The sequence below is a fragment of the Pantoea phosphatilytica genome (assembly GCF_051025615.1).
Classification (GTDB): Bacteria; Pseudomonadota; Gammaproteobacteria; order Enterobacterales; family Enterobacteriaceae; genus Pantoea.
The window spans coordinates 1766128-1788012 of the sequence record NZ_JBPFDF010000001.1 but is presented as its reverse complement, the minus strand read 5'-3'; the positions used below and the strand labels follow the sequence as shown (position 1 = coordinate 1788012).

At 57.4% G+C, this 21885-nt stretch carries 21 protein-coding genes and 1 tRNA gene; 8 read left to right on the top strand and 14 right to left on the bottom strand.

The features are described 5' to 3' along the window. Positions 1 to 12: 12 nt before the first annotated feature. Together ACR6AS_RS08685 and ACR6AS_RS08680 are read right to left on the bottom strand one after the other, a co-directional pair. A complete protein-coding gene (locus tag ACR6AS_RS08685) occupies positions 13 to 207 on the bottom strand; it encodes a hypothetical protein (protein ID WP_111138724.1) in 195 nt (64 codons plus the stop codon). 149 nt (positions 208 to 356) lie between these two features. Further along, a complete protein-coding gene (locus tag ACR6AS_RS08680; protein ID WP_199559966.1) occupies positions 357 to 467 on the bottom strand; it encodes a response regulator in 111 nt (36 codons plus the stop codon). A 168-nt stretch (positions 468 to 635) separates the two neighbouring features. Between ACR6AS_RS08680 and apbE the strand changes: the two genes are divergently transcribed. The 3 genes from apbE to ACR6AS_RS08665 all read left to right on the top strand — a co-directional run bounded on the left by apbE (position 636) and on the right by ACR6AS_RS08665 (position 4074). Next, a complete protein-coding gene (gene apbE, locus ACR6AS_RS08675; protein WP_140917198.1) occupies positions 636 to 1685 on the top strand; it encodes an FAD:protein FMN transferase ApbE in 1050 nt (349 codons plus the stop codon). Then, positions 1685 to 2326 (top strand): DNA oxidative demethylase AlkB, encoded by a 642-nt coding sequence (gene alkB, locus ACR6AS_RS08670; protein ID WP_111138726.1) that lies wholly within the window; start codon positions 1685 to 1687, stop codon positions 2324 to 2326. Before apbE ends, alkB begins: the two co-directional genes overlap by 1 nt. Positions 2327 to 2421: 95 nt before the next feature. Further along, complete coding sequence (locus ACR6AS_RS08665; RefSeq protein ID WP_434161762.1) at positions 2422 to 4074, top strand: multidrug ABC transporter permease/ATP-binding protein; 1653 nt, start codon at positions 2422 to 2424, stop codon at positions 4072 to 4074. Between the two features lie 170 nt (positions 4075 to 4244). On the opposite strand, the gene ACR6AS_RS08660 is transcribed toward ACR6AS_RS08665, so the two are convergent. Together ACR6AS_RS08660 and ACR6AS_RS08655 are read right to left on the bottom strand one after the other, a co-directional pair. Next, on the bottom strand, positions 4245 to 4961 hold the full coding sequence (locus tag ACR6AS_RS08660) for a 4'-phosphopantetheinyl transferase family protein (RefSeq protein ID WP_418797562.1): 717 nt from the start codon (positions 4959 to 4961) through the stop codon (positions 4245 to 4247). Between the two features lie 71 nt (positions 4962 to 5032). Beyond that, complete coding sequence (locus ACR6AS_RS08655; protein ID WP_111138729.1) at positions 5033 to 5236, bottom strand: hypothetical protein; 204 nt, start codon at positions 5234 to 5236, stop codon at positions 5033 to 5035. 564 nt (positions 5237 to 5800) lie between these two features. On the opposite strand from ACR6AS_RS08655, the gene ACR6AS_RS08650 reads away from it, so the two are divergent. After that, positions 5801 to 5989 carry a DUF4225 domain-containing protein gene (locus ACR6AS_RS08650; RefSeq protein ID WP_434161760.1) on the top strand — a complete coding sequence of 63 codons (189 nt, stop codon included), beginning with the start codon at positions 5801 to 5803 and terminating at the stop codon, positions 5987 to 5989. 366 nt (positions 5990 to 6355) lie between these two features. On the opposite strand, the gene ACR6AS_RS08645 is transcribed toward ACR6AS_RS08650, so the two are convergent. The 4 genes from ACR6AS_RS08645 to ACR6AS_RS08630 all read right to left on the bottom strand — a co-directional run bounded on the left by ACR6AS_RS08645 (position 6356) and on the right by ACR6AS_RS08630 (position 10175). Beyond that, positions 6356 to 7360, bottom strand: coding sequence for a hypothetical protein (locus ACR6AS_RS08645; RefSeq protein ID WP_434162001.1), 1005 nt, complete (start codon positions 7358 to 7360; stop codon positions 6356 to 6358). A 660-nt stretch (positions 7361 to 8020) separates the two neighbouring features. After that, positions 8021 to 8097: transfer RNA gene (locus ACR6AS_RS08640), tRNA-Pro, on the bottom strand. Between the two features lie 73 nt (positions 8098 to 8170). After that, positions 8171 to 9925, bottom strand: a complete 1755-nt coding sequence (gene yejM, locus ACR6AS_RS08635; protein ID WP_293771940.1) for an LPS biosynthesis-modulating metalloenzyme YejM — start codon at positions 9923 to 9925, stop codon at positions 8171 to 8173. A gap of 22 nt (positions 9926 to 9947) precedes the next feature. Further along, positions 9948 to 10175 (bottom strand): YejL family protein, encoded by a 228-nt coding sequence (locus tag ACR6AS_RS08630; protein ID WP_111138780.1) that lies wholly within the window; start codon positions 10173 to 10175, stop codon positions 9948 to 9950. 158 nt (positions 10176 to 10333) lie between these two features. On the opposite strand from ACR6AS_RS08630, the gene yejK reads away from it, so the two are divergent. Beyond that, complete coding sequence (yejK, locus tag ACR6AS_RS08625; protein ID WP_111138734.1) at positions 10334 to 11338, top strand: nucleoid-associated protein YejK; 1005 nt, start codon at positions 10334 to 10336, stop codon at positions 11336 to 11338. 118 nt (positions 11339 to 11456) lie between these two features. On the opposite strand, the gene rplY is transcribed toward yejK, so the two are convergent. Together rplY and radD are read right to left on the bottom strand one after the other, a co-directional pair. Next, on the bottom strand, positions 11457 to 11741 hold the full coding sequence (gene rplY, locus ACR6AS_RS08620) for a 50S ribosomal protein L25 (RefSeq protein ID WP_111138735.1): 285 nt from the start codon (positions 11739 to 11741) through the stop codon (positions 11457 to 11459). A 151-nt stretch (positions 11742 to 11892) separates the two neighbouring features. Further along, positions 11893 to 13647, bottom strand: a complete 1755-nt coding sequence (gene radD / locus ACR6AS_RS08615) for a DNA repair helicase RadD (RefSeq protein WP_111138736.1) — start codon at positions 13645 to 13647, stop codon at positions 11893 to 11895. A 155-nt stretch (positions 13648 to 13802) separates the two neighbouring features. Here radD and rsuA point away from each other — a divergent pair, with 155 nt between their 5' ends. From rsuA to ACR6AS_RS08600, 3 genes are all read left to right on the top strand, one after another. Next, positions 13803 to 14522 carry a 16S rRNA pseudouridine(516) synthase RsuA gene (gene rsuA, locus ACR6AS_RS08610; protein ID WP_111138737.1) on the top strand — a complete coding sequence of 240 codons (720 nt, stop codon included), beginning with the start codon at positions 13803 to 13805 and terminating at the stop codon, positions 14520 to 14522. A 34-nt stretch (positions 14523 to 14556) separates the two neighbouring features. Further along, complete coding sequence (locus tag ACR6AS_RS08605) at positions 14557 to 15753, top strand: Bcr/CflA family multidrug efflux MFS transporter (protein WP_111138738.1); 1197 nt, start codon at positions 14557 to 14559, stop codon at positions 15751 to 15753. Positions 15754 to 16034: 281 nt separating this feature from the next. Next, positions 16035 to 16355: a YejG family protein gene (locus ACR6AS_RS08600; protein ID WP_111138739.1), complete on the top strand. Its 321-nt coding sequence runs from the start codon at positions 16035 to 16037 to the stop codon at positions 16353 to 16355. Here ACR6AS_RS08600 and yejF read toward each other — a convergent pair. Genes yejF through ACR6AS_RS08580 form a run of 4 tightly spaced genes read right to left on the bottom strand, consistent with a single transcriptional unit; the run spans position 16342 to position 21880 of the window. Next, positions 16342 to 17946, bottom strand: coding sequence for a microcin C ABC transporter ATP-binding protein YejF (gene yejF / locus ACR6AS_RS08595; RefSeq protein WP_293771923.1), 1605 nt, complete (start codon positions 17944 to 17946; stop codon positions 16342 to 16344). The two genes, ACR6AS_RS08600 and yejF, sit on opposite strands and share 14 nt — an antisense overlap. After that, positions 17947 to 18969: an ABC transporter permease gene (locus tag ACR6AS_RS08590; RefSeq protein WP_111138741.1), complete on the bottom strand. Its 1023-nt coding sequence runs from the start codon at positions 18967 to 18969 to the stop codon at positions 17947 to 17949. Then, positions 18969 to 20060 carry a microcin C ABC transporter permease YejB gene (gene yejB, locus ACR6AS_RS08585; protein WP_434161756.1) on the bottom strand — a complete coding sequence of 364 codons (1092 nt, stop codon included), beginning with the start codon at positions 20058 to 20060 and terminating at the stop codon, positions 18969 to 18971. The genes ACR6AS_RS08590 and yejB overlap by 1 nt, the downstream gene beginning before the upstream one ends. Before the next feature lie 11 nt (positions 20061 to 20071). Continuing rightward, positions 20072 to 21880, bottom strand: coding sequence for an extracellular solute-binding protein (locus ACR6AS_RS08580; RefSeq protein WP_434161755.1), 1809 nt, complete (start codon positions 21878 to 21880; stop codon positions 20072 to 20074). Positions 21881 to 21885: the final 5 nt, after the last annotated feature.

Here is a 21885-nt window from a genome sequence, read left to right as displayed (position 1 = left end):
CAGGGCGCGCGGTTACGGCTGCGCGCCCGCCTGATCCTGCTGGCGGGGGGCATCTGCCTTTCGCCATGTCGTGGCTTTTGCCGCCACGGTCGCCGACGGCACGACGCAGCCGAAACGTGCGCCTTCAAACGCCACGCCTGCCAGGGTGAAGGCTGAAAAGCTCAGCCAGTGCTGCCAGACCGACTGCCACTTCTGTGAATTTTTCATTCTGCACCTCTCAGGGATAAACACTGTTTCAACAGTGCAGAATTCATGCCAGCTCTACCGCTCTCACAGCCACAGACGTTTCGCCCGTTTTGGTACACTTGCCGCGCTGGTCACGGCTGCGTTGCCCCAAACTGGTGCAGTAAAGCCTGTTAATGGCGCGGACGTGACGGGGCCATGTGGCGATGACGGCGCTGTTCGATGGCTTTATAACTGCCAAAAACAAACAGGCCGAGGGCGATGGCGAGAATCATATAGATCATCTGCTGCTCCTTTATGTGATTCAGAGGGATCGCCTGTCGACAGGCGGGCTCAGGATAGATGACGGGTGAATGTTCTCGTGGTTCGGAGGAAGATTCAACGCTCTTTAAGCTAATTTACCCGAAGTTTATGCTTTGTAGTGGCTATTAATAAAGTGTTACATGCGAGGAATGATGCGTTATAAGATTAATCTGCTGTTTGTGCCGCTGCTGGCGCTGATGCTGACCGGTTGCGATAAACCTGCGGCGACCTCCGCGCTGGTGCTGGAAGGTAAAACCATGGGCACCGTCTGGCGGGTAAGTCTGGCTGGCGTGGACAGCGAACGCAAAGCGGAGCTGCAGCAGCGTATCCAGCAGCGGCTGGACGCCGACGATGCCGAGCTTTCCACCTGGAAGCCGGACTCCGTGCTGTCGCGCTTTAACCAGAGCCGCGATCTCTCACCCCAGCCAGTCAGTGAGAACATGGCCGATATCGTCACCACCTCCCTGCGGATCGGCCGCAAAACCGGTGGCGCGATGGATATCACGGTCGGCCCGCTGGTCAATTTATGGGGCTTTGGCCCGACGAAACAGCCTCTGCATACCCCGGATGCGGCACAGATCGCGGCCGCCCGGGCAGAGACCGGATTACAGCATCTGCGGGTGCTGCAGGGCGCAAACGGACAGTGGCTGCAGAAAGATCTGCCGGGCCTCTATGTCGATCTCTCCACGGTGGGTGAAGGTTTTGCCACCGATCACCTGGCGCGACTGATGGAGCAGCTGGGGATAAATAACTATCTGGTGTCGGTGGGGGGCGCCGTGCTGAGCCGCGGCCTCAATGCGCAGCAGCAGCCGTGGCGGGTGGCGATTCAGAAACCCACTGACCAGGAAAACGCGGTTCAGGCGCGTGTGGATCTGCAGGGGCATGGGATCAGCACTTCCGGCAGCTATCGCAACTATTATGAACTGGACGGCCACCGCATTTCTCATGTCATCGATCCCGTTACCGGACGACCGATTGAGCATAAACTGGTGTCGGCCACGGTGATCGCCACTACGGCGCTGGAAGCCGACGGCTGGGACACCGGGCTGATGGTGCTTGGCACCGAGAAAGCCAAAGCGCTGGCGACCCAACAGCATCTGGCGGTCTATCTGATCAGCAAACAGGGCGATAAGTTTGTCAGCTGGATGTCGCCACAGTTTGCTGCTTTCCTGATCCCCGCCGAATCCGGAGAAAACTGATGTTAGATCTTTTCAGTGAAGAGCAACCCTGGCAGGAGACGCTGGCTGAGGGTGCGGTCATCCTGCGGCGCCGGGCGCGCGCTGACGCAGAGGCGCTTTATCAGCAGCTGCTGGCGATTGCCGAACAGAACCCCTTTGCCCATCGCATCACGCCTGGCGGGCATCGCATGTCGGTCGCCATGACCAACTGCGGCGATTTTGGCTGGTCGGTGGATTCGCGCGGCTATCGCTATCAGCAGGAGGACAACCTGAACGGACGTCGCTGGCCGGCCATGCCGCCGCTGTTCCGGACGCTGGCGCAGGAAGCTGCGTCAGAGGCGGGCTTCGCCGGGTTTAACCCGGATGCCTGCCTGCTTAACCGTTATGAACCGGGCGCAAAGCTGACGCTGCATCAGGATAAAGATGAGAAAGATATGCGCCAGCCTATCGTGTCGGTGTCGCTGGGCTTACCGGCGGTCTTTCAGTTCGGCGGCTTCGAGCGGGGCGATGCGACCCAGCGCGTGCTGCTGGAACATGGCGATATTGTGGTGTGGGGCGGGCCGTCGCGCCTGCGCTACCACGGTATCCTGCCGCTGAAACCGGGCGTGCATCCGCTGGTCGGCGCCTGGCGCTATAACCTGACGTTTCGCCGCGCCTTTTAATCCGTCATGCCTGCAGCGGCATGATGCGAATAACTATTGCTATCATTTGGCATCCTATTACACTGCAGGCAGTTTTTTGCTGATGGATTGCCTGCATGACGTTGCTAAGCGTTGTTTTTCGCCAGTTCCGCTGGCCTTTTATCGGGGTGATTGCGCTGACGCTGCTCAGCGCCGTGCTGGGGATCGGCATGATCGCCTTTATCAACCGCGAGATGATCGTCGCGATAAACACTTCGTTTGCCGTCCTGCCACAATTTCTGCTGCAGCTGGTGCTGCTGATGGCGGTAACGCTAGCGTCACAGCTGGCGCTGACGATACTCGGCCATCAGTTTGTCTGGCGTCTGCGTGGCGAATTTATCAAGCGGATCCTCGATACCCGGATCGAACGCATTGAGCAGCTCGGCAGCGCCCAGCTGCTGGCGGGACTGACCAGCGACGTGCGGGCCATTACCCTGGCCTTTGTGCGTCTGCCGGAGCTGTTCCAGGGCGTCATCATCACACTCGGCTCGGCGATCTACCTGGCCTGGCTCTCACCCGCGATGTTGCTGGTCACCAGCCTCTGGCTGGGCGTGATGCTGGTGGGCGGCTGGATGCTGGTGTCGCGGGTCTATCAGCACATGGCGAAGCTGCGGGAGATCGAAGATAACCTCTATCGCGATTACCAGACGGTGATCGAAGGGCGCAAAGAGTTGCAGCTCAATCGTTCACGCGCGCAGCAGGTCTATGACACCGTCTATCAGGAGGATGCCCGCGCCTGGCGTCACCACATCGTCCGCGCCGACACCTATCATCTCAGCGCCGTCAACTGGTCGAATATCATGACCCTGGGCGCTATCGGCATGGTTTTCTTCATGGCTAACAGCCTGGGCTGGGCCAACACCGCCGTCGCTGCAACCTTTTCTCTGACACTGCTCTTTTTACGCACGCCACTGCTCTCGGCGGTTGGCGCACTACCCACGCTGCTCAGTGCTCAGGTCGCCTTTCGTAAGCTCAACGCTTTTGACCTCGCCCCCTATCAGCCGGGATTCCACCCCCCTTCGGCCACCACTGAGTGGCAGACGCTGGAGCTGCGCGATGTCGCTTTTCATTATGGCGACAACGGTTTTCAGGTCGGGCCGGTTAACCTGACGCTGCGCCGGGGAGAGCTGGTATTCCTGATTGGCGGCAACGGCAGCGGGAAATCGACCCTGGCGATGCTGCTGACCGGACTTTACCGGCCGCAGTCCGGTACGCTGCTGCTGGATGGCAAACCGATCACAGCGGACGAACTCGACCACTGGCGCAGCCATTTCTCGGCGGTCTTTACCGATTTGCATCTGTTTGACAGGCTGATCGGACGCGAAGGCGTCGCGGCGAATCCCGCCCTGGTTCAGCAGTGGCTGGAGCGGCTGAAGATGCAGGATAAGCTGAAGATTGAAGGTAACAGGGTGCTGAATCTGCGGCTCTCCAAAGGGCAGAGCAAACGGCTGGCGCTGCTGCTGGCCGTCGCAGAGGAGCGCGACGTGCTGCTGCTGGACGAGTGGGCGGCGGATCAGGATCCCCATTTCCGTCGCATCTTCTATCGCGAACTGCTGCCGTGGCTGCAGCAGGCGGGGAAAACGGTGCTGGCTATCAGCCATGACGACCACTATTTCGTGCATGCCGACCGGCTGCTGGAGATGCGCGAAGGTCAGCTGACGGAGCTGACGGGCGGAGAGCGCGATCTTGCCACGCTCGACGCGGTAAAACGCACCGACACCGGCCTTTGAACGCGGCTGGCATAACTTAGCAGAAATGCGCACTGGCGCCTCTGCCGTGAATCAGGCTACGTTAGCCAGCGGCAGACGCGCCGGTTTCGGCCATCCTGAATATCTTCTTTTATCTGTGTTAACCCGGCTAAACCGCACACGCCCCGCAGCGTACTGTTTAGCCGGTTTTTTTACAGCGGATGGGTCACCTGCGTCATCACCTGATCCGCCTGCCACAGGAAGCTGGCCTGCAGTAACGTCCCCGCCGGAAAGCCTGTACTGAACGTCTGCGTCAGTCGCAGCGTGGCGCGCCCCTGCGTCCAGTCGACCGCCTCCAGCGCCGCATCCGTAAAGTCCATCGGCTGATGCAGTTGTGGCCACAACGCCTTGTACAGACTCTCTTTCAGCGAAAAGAGCAGGGTCGCGGCCGCGTGGAAGGGCACGGGCAGGGTGCCTAACAGCTGCTGCTCCTGCGCGTTCATCAGATACGCCGCCGTTTCACGCGCGGTCGTCTCAGACATCCACTGCTCAACATCGACACCAATAGCCAGATTCTGCCGGGTAGCCACGACAACGACGGTGCCTGTTGTATGCGACAGCGACGCCTGAATACCGGCGGGCCAGCGGGGGGAGCGGTCAGGGGCGCTGTTGAGAATAAAATCCGCGATGCCAAACTCCGCCATTACGGCGCGGACCAGCAGGCGGCTGGCCAGATATTCGGCCCGCCGTTTGACCACGGCGCGCTGCAGCCGCTCAGGGAGTGTAAGACCCCACTCCTCAGCCAGCGCGTCATGATAGTGCTGCGGATCAAAGTAGCAGACCGCCAGTAACGGATCACCGCGGTGAAGAAGACGGGAAAGAATAAAGCCGCCTGAAACAGGCGGCAGCGGCTGATCGGGAAAGTGCATGCGAAACCGTGACAAGGGCTAAAAAGCCATTAAATCAGGCGCAGCAGAGCAGGGCAAGGCGCCCGCGGCGATCAGTCGTTAGGCGGGATGGCAAAACTTTTCAGGGAAACGACGAAATGGTGATGACCTCTGCTGATGCGCGCGCCCCTGTCGCACCAGTGGCTTGCGAGACGAAAGAAGTCGTCGCTGCCAATGTCATACGCCAGTTCCACTTTGCTGATGCCCGAGTGCAGTAACGCTTCTGCATCTTTCAGGCTTTTCGCTTTGATCGGCATGATATTTATCCAACAATTTCCGGGGAGTTCAGAGTAAGTATTTTCTGTGACATTTTTGTTTCAGTTTGATGAAAAAGCGCTGAACGTGGCGAGTTTTGTGAGGCGGATCAGGTTATGAAATGCAGGCTAACCTGCTGTTTAGGAAGGAAATAACGGTTAAATGGGAAAACTCTGAATCTGTCATGAAGCCGGAGCAGAAACAGAAAGGCCGCGTCGGACGCGGCCCTGTGGGTTACTTCTGGTCTGGCGGGGAAGGTTGCTTGTCGCCAGATTCCGGTGCTTCAGTTGGATCGTCTTTTTCGATAAAGGTCATAAACTCTCCTCTGCTTACCCACGGACGTTTAAGTATAGAACGGATTACGCAGGGTGCCTCTTAAATCCGGACTTATAGGAAAAATGAGAGACACGAATCTCTGTTCATAAACGTATAAATTATAATTCTCTGTTTGCTTCACTACCCCAATCTAAGCTTCTTCGGACGGATCAGGTGGCATTGCATGCTTTAGTAAAATTCATTCAGCAAGGGGGGCCTTTGAGGATACGTTATTAACGGTGTAGGCGGGAATGAGTGGGATACAGGTGGTCGCTGGCTTTGAAGTCATAGCCGCTTCAGCTGCAACCGCAAATCTGACAGGGGTTGAATTTGGTGCGATGCTTTCACTTCATAGAGTGAATGGCATTCAGGAAACTGTAATGAATGTCATCGCTGGAAAAAACTATCCTGGTGTAGTTAAAGAATTTGATAGCGGATAAGAATAGCAATCAACCCAAGTAGCAGACAGCATGAAAAACCCAATAAAAACGTATAGTAAAGTGGTCTGATGCTGTTGATCTTTTTTTGATTACTTTCTTCCTGGGGAAATTTATAAGCATGGTTATTACTGTCTAAAAAAATGATTTTTTTATTCTTTTTCAACCGGGTAAAAAAGTAGGTCATTAGTGGCGAACCTAAGTACCCCATATTACTATGCAAAAGATAAGGGGTTGGCAGAGTGTGCTTTTTCTGAAAGTCGGAAATCAACTTCTGGTAGCGCGATCTGTTGGTCAGATACAAAACAACGCTAACCACTAAGCAAACTAAAGGAAGCATAATTAAAACCATGATGACCGACTTCATTTTCAAATTCCCATGTATTCATAGATAGTATCCATGATAGAGTCGCTCGCTTTGGCACCAGCATAACCGGCAGCGATCGAACCAACTGCTGCGCAGACTACCGCTCCGGTTCCCGCAGTGGCTATCCCTATTGCTGCACATGCCCCTAATCCTGCTAAAGAATCTGCTGCACCAGCCCCCACTCCTGTTAAAGTTGAAGCGCCAAACTTCCCATACTCTTTGAATGCTGTCCTTTTACATTCGCTTTCACGCCCTTTAACGCAGGCATTGACCACGTCATTCGTTGTTCCGGCAAAGGAAAAACCTATACCTATATAGCCACCAGATTTTAAAAATTTTGCCGCTTTAGCTGCATTACCTGCATAAGTTGAATAGCCTGGTATCCCCCCAAGTCCTACTGTGGACCATTCATGTACTATAGAGCGGCTGGATAGATTCAGTGCTCTGCGCATGTCTTCGTAAGGTCTGAATTTAACCGTATTACGTATCAACGATTTTAGTAGCGGCTTGTTTACAAGCTCTTTTAGTTGAGTGAAGAGCTGGTTACGCTCTGCGAAGAATTGCTGACTAATCAGTGTTCCCTGCGTACGAAACTGGTTTTGATAGCTGACTTCTATCTTTTTAAGGGTATTCTCGATTTCTGAAAAATATCTCTCACCCACGTCACCAATAGTGCTAAAAATTTTATCTCCCGCAGTTGTGAGTGCAGCGATCAAACCGTAGTGTTGCTGCATGAAACTCGCTTCTTCAGAAGTTACGCCAACGAACGCAATATTGGTTTTTTGTTTAGCTTGCCTTAGCGTGCTCAACATTTGTGCAGTTTGCGCAGAAGCTGGGTCTGCTACAATGACTATCTGACCTGGGTTCAGCCATGGCGTGTCTGCATTGGTTTTTATAAAGAGGCGTGCAGCTTCTGAATTGCTGTCATTGAAAAGCATCCTTGCCTGAAATCCTAGACTGCCAGATTGCTGAACTACACAATATGCAGGGGAGAGGTTGCGTGACATTCCATTTGCTCCGCTAAAACAATGATTTAAAGAATGAGCCAAGCCTGTTGGTCCTGAATAGCCTGAATCAATTGTGCCGGGTACTGTAAATAAATTTAATGATTATGGCAAAAACTATCACCTCTTTACCGGGGGCAGGCAACGAAAAATTTCTCCTGAAAGCAGATACAACACTACCTCTGTAATATCGTGATGTTTTTCCCTGTTTCCGTTTAGCTGTAGAGTACAAATCTAAAAGACAGGCTCAGGTAGGTTAGTGATGTTTGTGAGCAGTTTTCCTGATAGCCTGCCATTTTGCTGACAATGCTGTTCTGTCTTTCCGTACCTTCAGGGAAGATCGCTTTGCTGAAAATCGCGGGCAGACTCACCATGCTGGCGAACTCTTGAAAGCGAAGGGAAGGGGATAAACCAAAGCTGGTCGTGATGCATTCAGGCGTCCGGGGTCGGTAGTCACGACATCTTCAGAACTGTGTAACTCCGGCAGTGACCTGTGATTCCCCTTCCAGGACCAATATCCGAATGTATGCCTGGCAAACGGCATCAGGCAGGTTTTGATCAGAAAACAGCAGGTCGTGAGAAGCAGATGTTCAGAGGATTTGCACTGACAGCAGCAGGCAGAAACGAAAAAAGCAGCCTTTTGGGCTGCTTTTCGGGAGAATTTGGTCGGCACGAGAGGATTTGAACCTCCGACCCCGGACACCCCATGACCGTGCGCTACCAGGCTGCGCTACGTGCCGAACACTGGAGGATTAGTCTACTGGTTATCGTCATGAATGCAAGATACCTGTTGACTATTTGCCTGATAATTAATCAGTTAGCGATAAATCGCTTCTCTTCCGTTAATACCTGCAACAACAGTGTCAGTTCCGGCTTGTGATCTTTCAGCGCATTGCCCTGTGCATCATACGCGCGATAGCTGCCGTTGTTGTTGAGCACCAGCGTCACCTGCGGCGTGGTTATCACCAGCTTATTCTCTTCGCTGCTGGCAACCCAGTCGTGGCGACGACGTGCCGCGAACAGATCCTCACCCTGCGAGTAGTTCACCGGATTGGTCCGCACATGCAGCAGTCGCTGCATCAGCGTGGTCATCACATCCTGATGATCGGAGAGCCGATCGACAGTCTGCGCAGGCGTGTCGGGCCAGTGGATCACGAGCGGCACCTGCAGCGTCTGGCGATTACCGGCGCTGTCAGGATTGCCATCCAGCGCCAGACCGCGCTGTGCGGTGATCACCACCACGGTGTTCTTCATCAAATCACGCGCCTGCAGTTCGTTAAGCACGGCGCGAATCTGATCGTCCACCGCAGGTGCCTGACGCAGATAGCTGCGCTGACGCGCCTTCGCACTCTCACCGGTTACGTCAGGGCCGTTCAGGGCAATCCATGAGAACCACGGTGCCTGCGAGCCTTTCTGCCTGTCCAGCCAGTTCTGCCATTGCGCTACGGTACTGGCGTTAGGCTGGCTGTTGGTGGCAGGCAGCGAATAGTCGGTCAGCAGCGCCTGTCGGTAGAGCGGCGGATTAAAGCCTTCCGACGAGAAGAGGCCAAACTGATAACCCTGGGTGCTCAGCGCGCCGAGAAGGGCGGACGGCGTCCGCGAGGCCAGAATACCGTTCATATAGCTGGAGGAGATGCCGTAGAACAGGCCAAACAGCCCTTTCTCCGGGGTATCTCCGGCGCTGTAGTGCTGCGTGAAGCGCACGTTCTCGCTGGCGAACTGATTAAGTGCCGGCAGCGCCTTAGGCAGCGTAGCGTTGTTCAGGCCATCGACCGTCAGCACCAGCAGGTTGTTGCGTGTGCCGCCATCGCGGAACGTAATATCACTGAGCGGATACTCCACCGCCAGTGCTTCCGGGTCGCCCTGTTGTACCAGCCGGCGCTGATACTCCTGCGCATCCAGCAGACCATGACGCTCCAGGAAGCGACGGGCGGTCATCGGGTAGGAGAGCGGCAGGTTGGCGCGCTGCATTGTAATCGGGCGATAGAAGTTCGCATCGGCCCAGATATACATCAGGTGGCTGGCAAAGAAGGCGCTGATAAACAGGCCAGCCAGAGGCTTGCCAAACGAACGGCGGTTCAGGCTGCGCAGTTTCTGCCAGCTCCAGGTCGCAAACAGCATCTCGACCAGGAATATCAGCGGCACGCTGATAAACATCAGCTGCCAGTCACGCGCCATCTCGCTCTGATCGGGGTTAATGACCAGCTCCCACACCACCGGATTAAGGTGCAGGTGGAAGCGGCTGAAGACCGCGCTGTCGACCATCACCAGCGTCAGCCCGGCGGTGGCGACGACGGCCGATAACACCCGCATCAGCCGTTGCGACATCACCACAAAGGTCAGCGGGAAAATAATCAGCAGGTAAGTGGCGAAAACGATAAAACTGAAGTGGCCTACCCAACTGGTATAGGCGTAGATACGCCCCGCCAGAGAAGAAGGCCAGTCGGCGACCAACAGGTAGCGACTGCCTAAAATCAGCGCGAATAGGATATTAAACAGAGCAAACCAGTGCCCCCAGCTAATCATCTGAGAGACTTTTTCGCGGTAGCGCTGCCGGTTGGTTACCATATTATAAAATCAAATCAGCTAATTAATGGGCGTTGTCGTCACGCACGGATGCCTGCAGGGCATCGGCGAAAGAGCGGGCCAGTGAGCGACGCTGCGCCGGCGCGACATCGCTGTTAATTAAGTTAGTCACCATGTTTCCCAGCACCATCAGGGAGAGGTCGGTGGGGGCTTTATCCTTGTGCAGGATTTGGGCCAGATCCGCGAGGAGTTGTTCCACGCGTTCGTCACTGTAACGGGATGATTGTGCCATATCGTCGTCTAAGCTCATTTCAAAAGGCGATATATTACCGGAACAACGCACTTTTTACCGCAATTTTATCGAAAGCAGCGCGTTCGCTTTACGCATGGAGTTGAAAGCCGATGCTGGCGGTGTTTGAATACGCGCCTGTGCTAAAAGGAGAGTCTACCATGAGTCTGGATATCGACCAGATTGCCCTGCATCAGTTAATCAGACGCGATGAAAACCAGCTGGACGTGGCGCTGCGCGATTCGCTGCTGCCTGCGACCCAAACCGTCAACGCGATGGTGGAGGAGTTACACCGGGTTTACAGCGCAAAGAGCAAAGCCTACGGCCTGTTTAATGCGGAAAGTGAACTGGCAGAAGCCCTGCGCGATTGTCGTAAGGGCAACGACGATTTTCTTGCTTTTAGCCGTGCCGCGACGGGCCGCCTGCGCGACGAACTGTCAAAATATCCCTTCGCCGAAGGCGGCGTGGTGCTGTTTATCCACTATCGCTATCTGGCCGTGGAGTATCTGCTGATTGCGGTACTGAACAGCCAGTCCAGTATGCGGGTGAATGAGCAGCTGGATATCAGCAGCACTCACTATCTCGACATCAATCATGCCGATATCGTCGCGCGCATCGATTTAACCGAGTGGGAGACCAATCCTGAGTCGAGCCGTTACCTGACCTTCCTGCGCGGCCGCGTCGGCCGGAAAGTGGCGGACTTCTTTATGGACTTCCTTGGTGCCGAAGTCGGGCTGGACACCAAGGCGCAGAACCGTGGGCTGCTGCAGGCGGTGGATGACTACTGCAACGAGTCGGCGCTGGATAAGCAGGAGCGGCAGAACTATCGCCAGCAGGTCTACAGCTACTGTAACGAGCAGTTGCAGGCGGGCGAGGAGATTGCGCTGGAAGATCTGTCGAGCGAGCTGCCTCCGCTGGGCGAAAAAAGCTTCCAGGCGTTTACCCAGGAGCAGGGCTATGAGCTGGAAGAGAGTTTCCCGGCTGACCGCTCGACGCTGCGTCAGCTGACCAAATTCGCCGGCAGCGGCGGGGGACTGACCCTGAACTTTGATGCGATGTTGCTGGGCGAACGTATTTTCTGGGATCCGGCAACGGACACTCTGACGATCAAGGGAACGCCACCGAATCTGCGCGACCAGCTGCAGCGCCGGACCAGCGGCAAATAAAAAAGCCGGGCTTAGCCCGGCTTTTTTACCCCTCCCGGCGATAAGTTTCACCGGGAGGGGACAAAACAAAAGGGCCGGTTTCGCAACCGGCCCTTCTGCTTTTCAACTCTGTCAGCGATTAAGCGCGAACGAAGTCGATATGGAACAGTTTCGGCTTGAACGGGTGACGCTGAACAGCCTGAACTTTCACTTTGGTTTCTTTACCGTCAACAACCAGAGTCAGCACTTCTTCGTAGAAACCAGGCTTAGCCTGCATGTTCATTACGGAGTCGTGATCCAGGTCGATGGCAACAGCCGCTTCAGAACCACCGTAAACGATAGCCGGGAAACGGTTAGCTGTACGCAGGCGGCGGCTCGCACCCTTACCCTGCTCTTTACGTTCTACTGCATTGATAGTGAACATTAATACGTCTCTTTATATATTTCCTGCTACAGGCGACCCAGTAACAGGCAGGTTATTCAACACTGCTGATGCACATGCAAAAGCGGGCGGCATTATAGCCGTAATGCCAGGCGGTAGCAAACGATATACCCATCCGCTCGGGGCCGGGCGGTCAGCGCAGCTCATTGGCCCGGCGATAGCGCCCCTGATAGTCGAACATCTTCTCGCGGATCTGCCAGTACTGGCCTTTGGCGCGCGCCACCACAAAGTCGGGATGGCGTAACAGCGGCTGCAGCGCCACGACGTCAGCGGCGGTCTGCCAGCCCAGCGGCACGCCGGGCGCGCGCTGGTGCGGACGCATAAACAGCTGCTCGAAGGCTTTGCGCTGGGCTGGCGTCTGCAGGCGAAATCGTTCGCTGACGCTGGTGCCGTCCTCGTCAAAATAGGTCGCCTTCAGCCATTCGCCTTTGGCATCCGCCCCCTGTTCCAGCGTCATGCCGCCACAGCGCAGCACCAGCGCATCTTTGAGTTTCAGCGCCGCTTTAAGCATATCGTCCGGGTCGACCAGAATTTTGTCGCACTGGTGGCAGCGGCGGGCGGCAATATCGTTCTCTGCGCCACAGTCCGGGCAGCTCTTAAAGCGGAAGCGGAAGTCACACTGCTCACGTTCGCCCTCATCATCTTCCAGCACACCCTGGCAGCGGCGGCCAAAATGCTCGATCACCATGCCATCTTCTGTCGCTTTGCCCCAGAAGGTGTTGGCGAAACCGCAGGCCGGGCAGAAGACCTGTACCGGCTGGTTATCGCTGGCCCCTTTGGGCGCGCCGACTTCCGGCGTGAAGAGATCGTGCGGATTACCGGCATAATCGAGGATCAGACAGCTGGTTTTACCTGGCGAAAGCCGCAGGCCGCGTCCGACGATCTGCTGATAGAGGCTGACCGACTCGGTGGGGCGCAGGATGGCGATCAGGTCAACGTGCGGCGCATCAAAGCCGGTGGTCAGCACCGCGACGTTCACCAGGTATTTCAACTCCTGCGCCTTAAAGGCCAGAATCAGGGCGTCGCGCTCACGGGCGGGCGTTTCGGCGGAGATCAGCGCGCTGTTGTCGGGCAGCAGCCGCAGGATTTCATGCGCATGATCCACCGTGGAGGCGAAAATCATCACCCCGAGCCGCTCCTCCGCAAACTCCACAATCTGACGGATGATATGCGGCGTAACGCGCTGCTGCTGTTTCAGTTCACGATTGAGATCGGCCTCGCTGAACAGGCCACTGGCCTGCGCCGTCAGCCGGCTGAAGTCATACTGTACCACCGGCATATCCAGCCGCTCCGGGGGCACCAGAAACTGATGTTTGATCATGTAGCGCAGCGGCAGTTCATAGATACAGTCGCGGAACAGCGATTTTTCGTCGCCGCGCACCATGCCGTGATAGTGGAACTGATAGATCCAGCCTTTGCCCAGCCGGAACGGTGTGGCGGTCAGGCCCAGCAGACGCAGTTGCGGATTGTGTTGCCGCAGATGATTAAAGATCTGCTGATACTGACTCTCTTTGTCATCGCCAATGCGGTGACACTCATCCACGATCACCAGCGAGAAGGCGCTGTCGAACTGGTCGAGGTTGCGCGCGACGGACTGTACGCTGCCGAACACCACCTTGCGCTGGCTCTCTTTGCGCTGAAGGCCCGCCGCAAAGATATCCGCTTCCAGACCATAAGCCTGATATTTGCTGTGGTTCTGCGCCACCAGCTCTTTGACGTGCGCGAGCACCAGCACCCGGCCACGCGCCAGCCGGGCCAGTTCAGCGATGACCAGACTCTTTCCGGCACCGGTCGGCAGCACAATCACCGCAGGCTGGTGATGACGACGGAAATGCGACACGGTGGCATTCACCGCATCCTGTTGATAGGGGCGTAAGGTAAAGGACATGTTGCTCACTTTTGCAAAACTGGTGGCAATTATGCCACGAAAGGGCGGTAAACGCGCTGTCAGGCTGGCGTGGATCACGTTATACTTCCCGCACATTTTCAACGGTTAACCAGGCCGTTTCAGATTCCCTCCGCAGTAACAGGCAAAACGAATTCATGCGACTCGACAAATTCATCTCTCAGCAACTGGAAATCAGCCGCGCCATCGCCCATCGCGAGATCCGTGGTCAGCGTGTCACCGTGAACGGTGAAGTGGTGCGCGATACCGCGTTTAAACTGCTGCCCGATCACGAAGTGATGTATGACGGTAACCTCCTGCAGATGCTGACCGGCCCACGCTACTTCATGCTGAACAAGCCGCAGGGCTATGTCTGCTCTACCGACGATCCCGATCATCCCACCATCCTCTATTTCATCGAAGAGCCGATGGCCTTTAAGCTGCATGCAGCAGGGCGCCTCGATATCGATACCACCGGGCTGGTGCTGCTGACCGACGATGGCCAGTGGTCACACCGCATTACCTCGCCACGCCACCACTGCGAGAAGACCTATCGCGTCACGCTGGAGTCGCCGGTCGCGGACGATACCGCCGCACAGTTTATGGCGGGTGTGCAGCTGCACAACGAGAAGAGCCTGACCAAACCGGCCCGGCTGGAGGTGATTACGCCGACAGACGTGCGGCTGACGCTGAGCGAAGGGCGCTACCATCAGGTGAAACGGATGTTTGCGGCCGTGGGCAACCGGGTCGTGGAACTGCATCGCGAGCGCATCGGTGAGATCGTGCTGGATGAGGATCTGGAACCGGGTGAATACCGTCCGCTGACCGAAGATGAGATTGCCAGCATCGGTCTGCCAAAAGAGCTGCAGGCAAAATAGGGCCTGCGTCAGGATGATAAGGAGAGGAGAGGGCGTGCGTAAGGAAAAAAATTCGCCAACGGGATTGGTCGTTATCCTGGGGCTGTTAGCCATGCTGATGCCGTTATCGATCGACATGTATCTGCCGGCCATGCCGCAGATTGCCCGTGAGTTTGGCGTCTCCGCCGGCAGCGTGCAGATGTCGCTCAACCTCTATATCCTGGGCTTCGCGATCGGTCAGCTCATCTACGGGCCGCTGGCCGACAGCTATGGCCGCAAGCCCGTGATCGCGCTCGGTACGCTGATCTTTGCCTGTGCCGCCGCAGCCTGTGCGCTGTCGCAATCGATCGACCAGCTCATCCTGATGCGCTTTCTGCATGGCCTGTCGGCCGCCGCCGCCAGCGTGGTGATCAATGCGCTGATGCGGGACAGTTACTCGAAAGAGGACTTCTCGCGCATGATGTCCTTTGTGATGCTGATTACCACCATTGCGCCGCTGCTGGCCCCGATTATCGGCGGCTGGCTGCTGGTGCTCTGGAGCTGGCACGCCATTTTCTGGGCGCTGGCCGGGGCCGCGTTAGTGACCACCGTGCTGGTGACCACCCAGATCCGTGAAACCCTGAAGCCCGAGCAGCGGCAGCGCTTTCATCTGCGCACCACGCTGGGCAATTTCGTCACGCTGTTTCGTCACAAGCGCGCCTTCAGTTACATGCTGTCGAGCGGCTTCTCCTTTGCCGGGCTGTTTACCTTCCTCAATGCCGGGCCGTTTGTGTACATCGAACTGAATCACGTCTCACCGCAAAACTTCGGTTACTACTTTGGTCTTAACGTGGTGTTTCTGTTTGTGCTGACGCTGATTAACAGCCGCGCGGTGCGCCGCTTTGGTCCGGTAGCGATGTTCCGGCTGGGGCTGCTGATTCAGTTCTGCATGGGGATCTGGCTGTTGCTGGTCAGCGCCTTTGACCTGGGCTTTCTGCCGCTGGTGATGGGCATCGCGATGTTTATCGGCTGCGTGTCGATGGTCTCCTCCAACGCAATGGCGGTGATCCTGGATGAGTTTCCGCATATGGCCGGCACCGCGTCGTCGCTGGCGGGCACGCTGCGGTTTGGCGTCGGTGCGTTTGTCGGTGCACTGCTCTCCCTGCTGAGTTTCAACAGTGCCTGGCCGATGGTCGGCACCATCGCGCTCTGTGCCTCTCTCTCGCTGCTGCTCTTCTTCTACGCTTCCCGGCCCCGCGCATCCTCCCGCTGATTCGGCGCATTTTGCTGCCCGCCATCTCCGGCGGGCGGCGCGCCAGCACTATGTTTATTTAATGTGAAGATTTTTAGTTAAAAAAGTAACCATATTGCGTCTAAAATGATTGTTAACAGCGTGTGAACGCGGTAAATATAGCCTGAAGTGCGACATGAGTCGCAAAAATGCGCTTCTGCAGTTCGCACGGCGAAGAGATCCTGCCGGATTCCGCCACCACCGGCCGTTTTCGCGTCGGTGTCTGTGCGTTGCGACATACACTCATCCGGGGAGAGTAAATTATGCTGCAACTTTCAATCGTGCATCGCCTGCCGCAGCGTTTTCGCTGGGCCAGCGATCACCACAGTACCATCGAATCCGATGACGCTGTGCTGGATGATCAGGAGTTTGTGGCGCTGCGGCTGATCAGCCATGACGGCATACCGGCATGGGAGATCCTGCAGCAGCTGAAAGAGGTGCTGGCTGGCATTCAGGTTGACTGTAAAGTGGCCGAGTGTGAAGGACAGCCCTGCCTGTTCATTCGCCGTCGTGACGAAAGCGCGACCAACTGCTGCCTGAAAAATCAGGGCGTGGCGATCGCCGAAACCTTTATCGCAGGCTAGCTGGCGAGGCCTGCAGCAGCGCCCGGGTATACGCCGTCGCAGGTGACGTAAACAACTTTTCGCATTCGCCCTGTTCCACCACTTCCCCCTGACGCAGCACAATGAGCTGGTGACACAGGGCGCGCACCACATCGAGATCGTGACTGATAAAGAGATAACTGAGCTGGCGCTGCTGCTGTAAACGGCGTAACAGCGTCAGGATCTGCTTCTGCACCGTGCGGTCCAGCGACGAGGTCGGTTCATCCAGGATCAGTAACTCCGGTTCCAGAATCAGCGCCCGCGCGATAGCGATACGCTGCCGCTGCCCGCCGGAAAATTCAGCCGGATAGCGATGACGACTCTCAGCATCCAGGCCCACCTCTGCCATTACCGCCATCACCCGCTGCTGCTGCTGCTCCCGATCGAGCGCGGGCTGATGCACCGCCAGCCCTTCAGCGATAATCTGCTGAACCGTCATGCGTGGATTAAGCGAAGAGTTCGGGTCCTGAAAGACCACCTGGATGCGCTGCCGCAGCGGCAACAACGCCCGGCGCGACAGCTGATGCAGGGGCTGCCCCGCAAACCAGACATCACCGCGTGAGGCAATCAGCCGCAGCAGCGCCAGGCCAGTCGTGCTTTTCCCCGATCCCGACTCGCCCACCAGCCCGAGACTTTCGCCCCGGCGCAGGCGGAAACTCAGACCGCTCAGCACCGTTTTCTCATCGTCCTGCCGCCGGAACAGGCTGCGCCGCCGTGGAAAAGTGACCGCAAGCCGATCGACCTGCAGAATGACCGGCGCATCTGCGGGCAGCGGCAGCGCCCGTCCTTCCGGCTCGGCGGCCAGCAGCTGCTGACTGTAGGGATGCTGCGGCTGACTCAGCAGGATCGGGCTGCGGTTCTGCTCCACGATGCGCCCGTTACGCATGACGCTGATGTTATCCGCCAGCTGGCGCACGATGTGCAGGTTGTGAGTGATAAAGAGCATCGCCATGTTGCGCTCACGCTGCAGGTCGCGCAGCAGCGTCAGGATCTGCGCCTGTACCGTCACATCCAGCGCGGTGGTCGGCTCATCGGCAATCAGCAGCTGAGGCTCTGTCAGCAGCGCCATTGCGATCATCACCCGCTGACGTTCTCCCCCCGACAGCTGGTGGGGAAAATCATTGAGCCGGGCGGCGGGCTGGCGGATACCGACCCGATCAAGCACGCTGAGGATCTCCATCCGCGCGGCCGCGCGCCGCAGCCCGCGATGCAGCGACAGCACTTCATAAAGCTGCTTCTCTACGGTGTGCAGCGGATTGAGCGACACCATCGGTTCCTGAAAAATCATCGCGATCTGGTTGCCACGAAGGGCGCGCAGCCGCGGCTCCGGCGCCCGCAGCAGATCCTCACCGTTAAACAGGATCTCGCCGCCGGGATAAGCCACCGTCGATTCATGCAGCAGCCGCATCACGGAGAGCGCCGTCACGCTCTTGCCGGAGCCCGACTCACCGACCAGCGCCAGCGTTTCACCTGCCGCAATATGCAGGGAGAGATCATCCACCACCTGGCGAAGCGTCTCACCCTGACGAAAGGCGACAGAGAGGTGGTTAATGGCAAGCAAGGGCGTTGTCATCTAGGCTCCTTTGCCCGGATCAAAGGCGTCGCGCACCGCTTCGCCAATAAAAATCAGCAGCGACAGCAGGATCGCCAGAGTAAAAAAGCCCGCCAGGCCCAGCCAGGGGGCCTGCAGATTATTCTTGCCCTGCAGCAGCAGCTCACCCAGCGAGGGCGAGCCGAGCGGCAGACCAAAACCCAGAAAATCGAGCGAGGTCAGGGTGGTAATCGAACCGCACAGGATAAAGGGCAGAAAGGTCAGGGTGGCGACCATCGCGTTAGGCAGCATATGACGCAGCATAATCCGGCCATCGCTGACGCCCAGCGCCTGCGCCGCACGGATATAGTCAAAGTTGCGGGTTCGCAGAAACTCCGCCCGCACCACGCTCACCAGACTCATCCAGCCAAACGCGACGGTGACCAGCAGCAGCCACCAGAAGCCCGGCTGGATCACGCTGGAGAGCAGAATCAGCAGGAACAGCGCAGGCATCCCGGACCAGACCTCAATCAGCCGCTGCCCGATCAGGTCTATCCGCCCGCCGAAATAGCCCTGCAGCGCACCGATTACGATCCCGATGACGCTGGAGATAAGCGTCAGCAGTATGCCGAACAGCAGGGAGATGCGGGTGCCGTAGAGCAGTCGTGCCAGGACGTCGCCGCCATTCGCATCCGTGCCCAGCCAGTTCTGCGCCGACGGCGGCGAGGGGAAGGGAACCCGGGTGGCAAAATTGATGGTGCTGTCGCTGAAGCGGATCGGTGCCCATAGTGCCCAGCCGTTCTGGCTGATGCGCTGCCGCAGCCAGGGATCCTGATAATCCGCCGTGGTCGCCAGCACGCCGCCATAGTCGGCCTCGCTGTAGTCAGACAGCAGCGGGACCATCCAGCGCTGCTGATAGTGCACCAGCAGCGGCTTCTCATTGGCGATCAGGTCGGCGCCCAGCGACAGCAGGAAGAGGATCAGAAAGATCCACAGCGAACAGTAGCCGCGCCGGTGATGGCGAAAGCGCTGCCAGCGCTGCTGGTTAAGAGGAGAGAGCGGCATCAGCGGCGTCCAAAATCAATGCGGGGATCGACCAGCATATAGGTCAGATCGCTGAGGATATTCATCAGCAGACCTATCAGCGTAAAAATATAGAGTGTGCCAAACATCACCGGATAGTCGCGCTGCAGGGTAGCGTCGTAGCCCAGCAGCCCCAGGCCATTAAGGGAGAACATCACCTCGATCAGCACCGAACTGGTAAAGAACATGCTGATAAAGGTGGCAGGAAAGCTGGCGATCACCAGCAGCATCGCATTGCGAAACACATGGTGATAGAGGATACGTCGCTCCGGCACCCCTTTCGCGCGTGCGGTGACCACATAGAGCTTGCGGATCTCATCCAGAAAGGCGTTTTTCGTCAGCATGGTCAGCGTGGCGAAGCCGCCGATCACGGTAGCCAGCACCGGCAGGGCGATATGCCAGAAATAGTCCAGCACTTTGCCATACCAGGGCAGGGTGTCGGACTGCGCGGAGGTGAGCCCGCGCAGCGGAAACCAGTCGAGATAGCTGCCACCGGCAAACAGCACGATCAGCATGATCCCGAACAGAAACGCGGGGATGGAGTAGCCGATGATAATAAAGGCGCTGCTCCAGACATCAAAGGCGCTGCCGTTGCGCACCGCTTTGCGGATCCCGAGCGGAATCGACACCAGATAGATGATCAGCGTGCTCCAGAGCCCCAGGCTGATCGAAACCGGCAGGCTCTCTTTGATCAGCCCGATCACCGAGGCGCTGCGAAACAGGCTGTCGCCAAAATCCAGCCGCAGATAATTCCACAGCATCTCGCCATAACGCTGCCAGATCGGCTTATCGAAGCCGTAACGTTTTGTGATCTCCGCAATGACTTCCGGGTCCAGCCCGCGCGCGCCGCGATAGGTATTCCCGGCCGGGTTCAGCGGCGAGACGCTGGCGCGTGCACCGGCGCTTTCCGTCGCGCCGCCGGGCATACCGGTGGTCTGCCCGAACTGAATATTCGCCAGCGCCTGATCGACAGGTCCGCCCGGCGCAATCTGGACGATAAAGAAATTGAGCGTGATGATCGCCCACAGGGTGGGAATAATCAGCAGTAACCGGCGCAGAAAATAGACGGCCAACGGTTCTCTCCTCAGCGTTTGCTGGCCGGCAGACGCCCGGCTTTGTGCGTGTCATACCACCAGTTGTCCAGCCCGCTGCTGTAGGCGGGCTTGATGGCGGGATGAGAAAACTTATTCCAGTACGCCAGCCGCTGCTCGGCGCTGTACCACATCGGGATCATATAGGCATTCCACAGCAGCACGCGGTCCAGCGCCTGGGCCAGCGGCCGCAACGCAACGGGATCGCCCTGATGCGCGACAATCTGCTTCACCAGGTGATCGACCAGCGGATCCCGGACCCGCGCGGTATTCCACGACGAGGCGATATAGTCAGACTGCCACAATATCTCCAGGCTGGAGGTCGGAATCGGCATCGCGCCATAGACGGTGGCTATCATGTCATAGTCCCCTTTGCGCAGGCGACGCAGATATTGTGAGCTGTCGACCTGCCGCAGGTTCAGCGCAATGCCGAGCCGGGAAAGATTGTGCTGCAGCGGCAGCGCCCAGTCGATGTTGCTGCCACTGCGCAGCAGCAGCTCCACGGTAAAAAGCTGACCGGTTTTCGCATTCACCAGACGGCGATCTTTTATCTGCCAGCCCGCCTGTTGCAGCAGGTCATAGGCTTTTAACAGGCTGGCGCGATCGTAGCCGCTGCCATCGTTCACCGGCGGCTGATAGGACTGGCTGAACAGCTCAGGCGGGAGCCGGGCGCGCCAAGGTGCGAGCAGGGCCTGTTGTTCTGCGTCGGGCAGCCCGCGGGCGGCGTATGCCGTGTTCTGGAAATAGCTGCTGGTGCGCTGCCAGGCACCATAATAGAGGGCCCGGTTCATCCATTCAAAATCAAACATCTGTGAGAGGGCCTGACGAACGCGGCGATCCTGAAACAGCGGGTTTTCGTTGTTAAACGCCAGCCAGCGGGTATCGGTGGCGGCGCGAAAGGGCGTCGTCTCTTTGACGATGCTGCCTCTGGCGAAATTGCCGCCGCGATAGCGGGTCGCCCAGTTCTTTGCTGAGGTCTCTTCACGCCAGTCATAAGCGCCCGCCTTGAAGGCTTCAAAGGCCACATTGTCATCCAGATAGTAGTCATAGCGCATCCGGTCGAAATTAAAACGTCCGCGATTGACCGGCAGATCGGCGGCCCAGTAATCCTTTACCCGGCTGAACTCAATAAACTGGCCCAGTTTCCAGCGCGTGATGCGATAAGGTCCGCTGGAGAGCGGAGGGGCGCTTAACGGCTCATTAAACTTTTTATCATGCCAGAACGCCTCCGCGATCACCGGCAGCGTCAGTAATCCCAGCATCAGATCTCTGTCCGGTCTGGTGGTCTCAATACGCACCGTCCGCGCGTCCAGGGCTTTCAGGCTCACCCCACGGTAGGCGACGCGGAACGGCGGCACACCTTCGGTCATAAATTTCTGAAAGGTGAAGGCCACGTCGCGGGCGGTGATCGGGGTGCCATCCTGAAAACGGGCGCGGGGATTCAGGCGAACCTCAATCCAGCTGAAATCGCTGGCGTAGCGTGCAGATTCGGCGATCAGCGGATAATAGCTGCCCGGTTCGTCGTCGGAGCTGGTGTAGAGTCCATCATAAAGCGCGCCGGTGTTGATGCCCGGATTGCCGCGTGAGGCGTAGCGGTTAAAATTATCGTAGGTGCCAGCCACCGCCAGCGTGATGCTGCCGCCTTTGGGCGCATCGGGATTGGCATAGTCATAATGATGGAAGCCGGGGGGATATTTCGCCTCACCGAGCTGCGTAAAGGCGTAGCTTTGCAGGACGGTTACCGCCTGAAGCGAACCGCTGAGCAGGGCGCACAGCAGCAGAAGTCCGGAACGAAGCAGCATAGCGG

Bases quoted from the DNA above. Each gene is read 5' to 3' on its own strand.
- ACR6AS_RS08685 (WP_111138724.1), bottom strand. From the start codon at position 207: ATGAAAAATTCACAGAAGTGGCAGTCGGTCTGGCAGCACTGGCTGAGC.
- ACR6AS_RS08680 (WP_199559966.1), bottom strand. From the start codon at position 467: ATGATCTATATGATTCTCGCCATCGCCCTCGGCCTGTTTGTTTTTGGC.
- apbE (WP_140917198.1), top strand. From the start codon at position 636: ATGATGCGTTATAAGATTAATCTGCTGTTTGTGCCGCTGCTGGCGCTG.
- alkB (WP_111138726.1), top strand. From the start codon at position 1,685: ATGTTAGATCTTTTCAGTGAAGAGCAACCCTGGCAGGAGACGCTGGCT.
- ACR6AS_RS08665 (WP_434161762.1), top strand. From the start codon at position 2,422: ATGACGTTGCTAAGCGTTGTTTTTCGCCAGTTCCGCTGGCCTTTTATC.
- ACR6AS_RS08660 (WP_418797562.1), bottom strand. From the start codon at position 4,961: ATGCACTTTCCCGATCAGCCGCTGCCGCCTGTTTCAGGCGGCTTTATT.
- ACR6AS_RS08655 (WP_111138729.1), bottom strand. From the start codon at position 5,236: ATGCCGATCAAAGCGAAAAGCCTGAAAGATGCAGAAGCGTTACTGCAC.
- ACR6AS_RS08650 (WP_434161760.1), top strand. From the start codon at position 5,801: ATGAGTGGGATACAGGTGGTCGCTGGCTTTGAAGTCATAGCCGCTTCA.
- ACR6AS_RS08645 (WP_434162001.1), bottom strand. From the start codon at position 7,360: ATGTCACGCAACCTCTCCCCTGCATATTGTGTAGTTCAGCAATCTGGC.
- yejM (WP_293771940.1), bottom strand. From the start codon at position 9,925: ATGGTAACCAACCGGCAGCGCTACCGCGAAAAAGTCTCTCAGATGATT.
- ACR6AS_RS08630 (WP_111138780.1), bottom strand. From the start codon at position 10,175: ATGGCACAATCATCCCGTTACAGTGACGAACGCGTGGAACAACTCCTC.
- yejK (WP_111138734.1), top strand. From the start codon at position 10,334: ATGAGTCTGGATATCGACCAGATTGCCCTGCATCAGTTAATCAGACGC.
- rplY (WP_111138735.1), bottom strand. From the start codon at position 11,741: ATGTTCACTATCAATGCAGTAGAACGTAAAGAGCAGGGTAAGGGTGCG.
- radD (WP_111138736.1), bottom strand. From the start codon at position 13,647: ATGTCCTTTACCTTACGCCCCTATCAACAGGATGCGGTGAATGCCACC.
- rsuA (WP_111138737.1), top strand. From the start codon at position 13,803: ATGCGACTCGACAAATTCATCTCTCAGCAACTGGAAATCAGCCGCGCC.
- ACR6AS_RS08600 (WP_111138739.1), top strand. From the start codon at position 16,035: ATGCTGCAACTTTCAATCGTGCATCGCCTGCCGCAGCGTTTTCGCTGG.
- yejF (WP_293771923.1), bottom strand. From the start codon at position 17,946: ATGACAACGCCCTTGCTTGCCATTAACCACCTCTCTGTCGCCTTTCGT.
- ACR6AS_RS08590 (WP_111138741.1), bottom strand. From the start codon at position 18,969: ATGCCGCTCTCTCCTCTTAACCAGCAGCGCTGGCAGCGCTTTCGCCAT.
- ACR6AS_RS08580 (WP_434161755.1), bottom strand. From the start codon at position 21,880: ATGCTGCTTCGTTCCGGACTTCTGCTGCTGTGCGCCCTGCTCAGCGGT.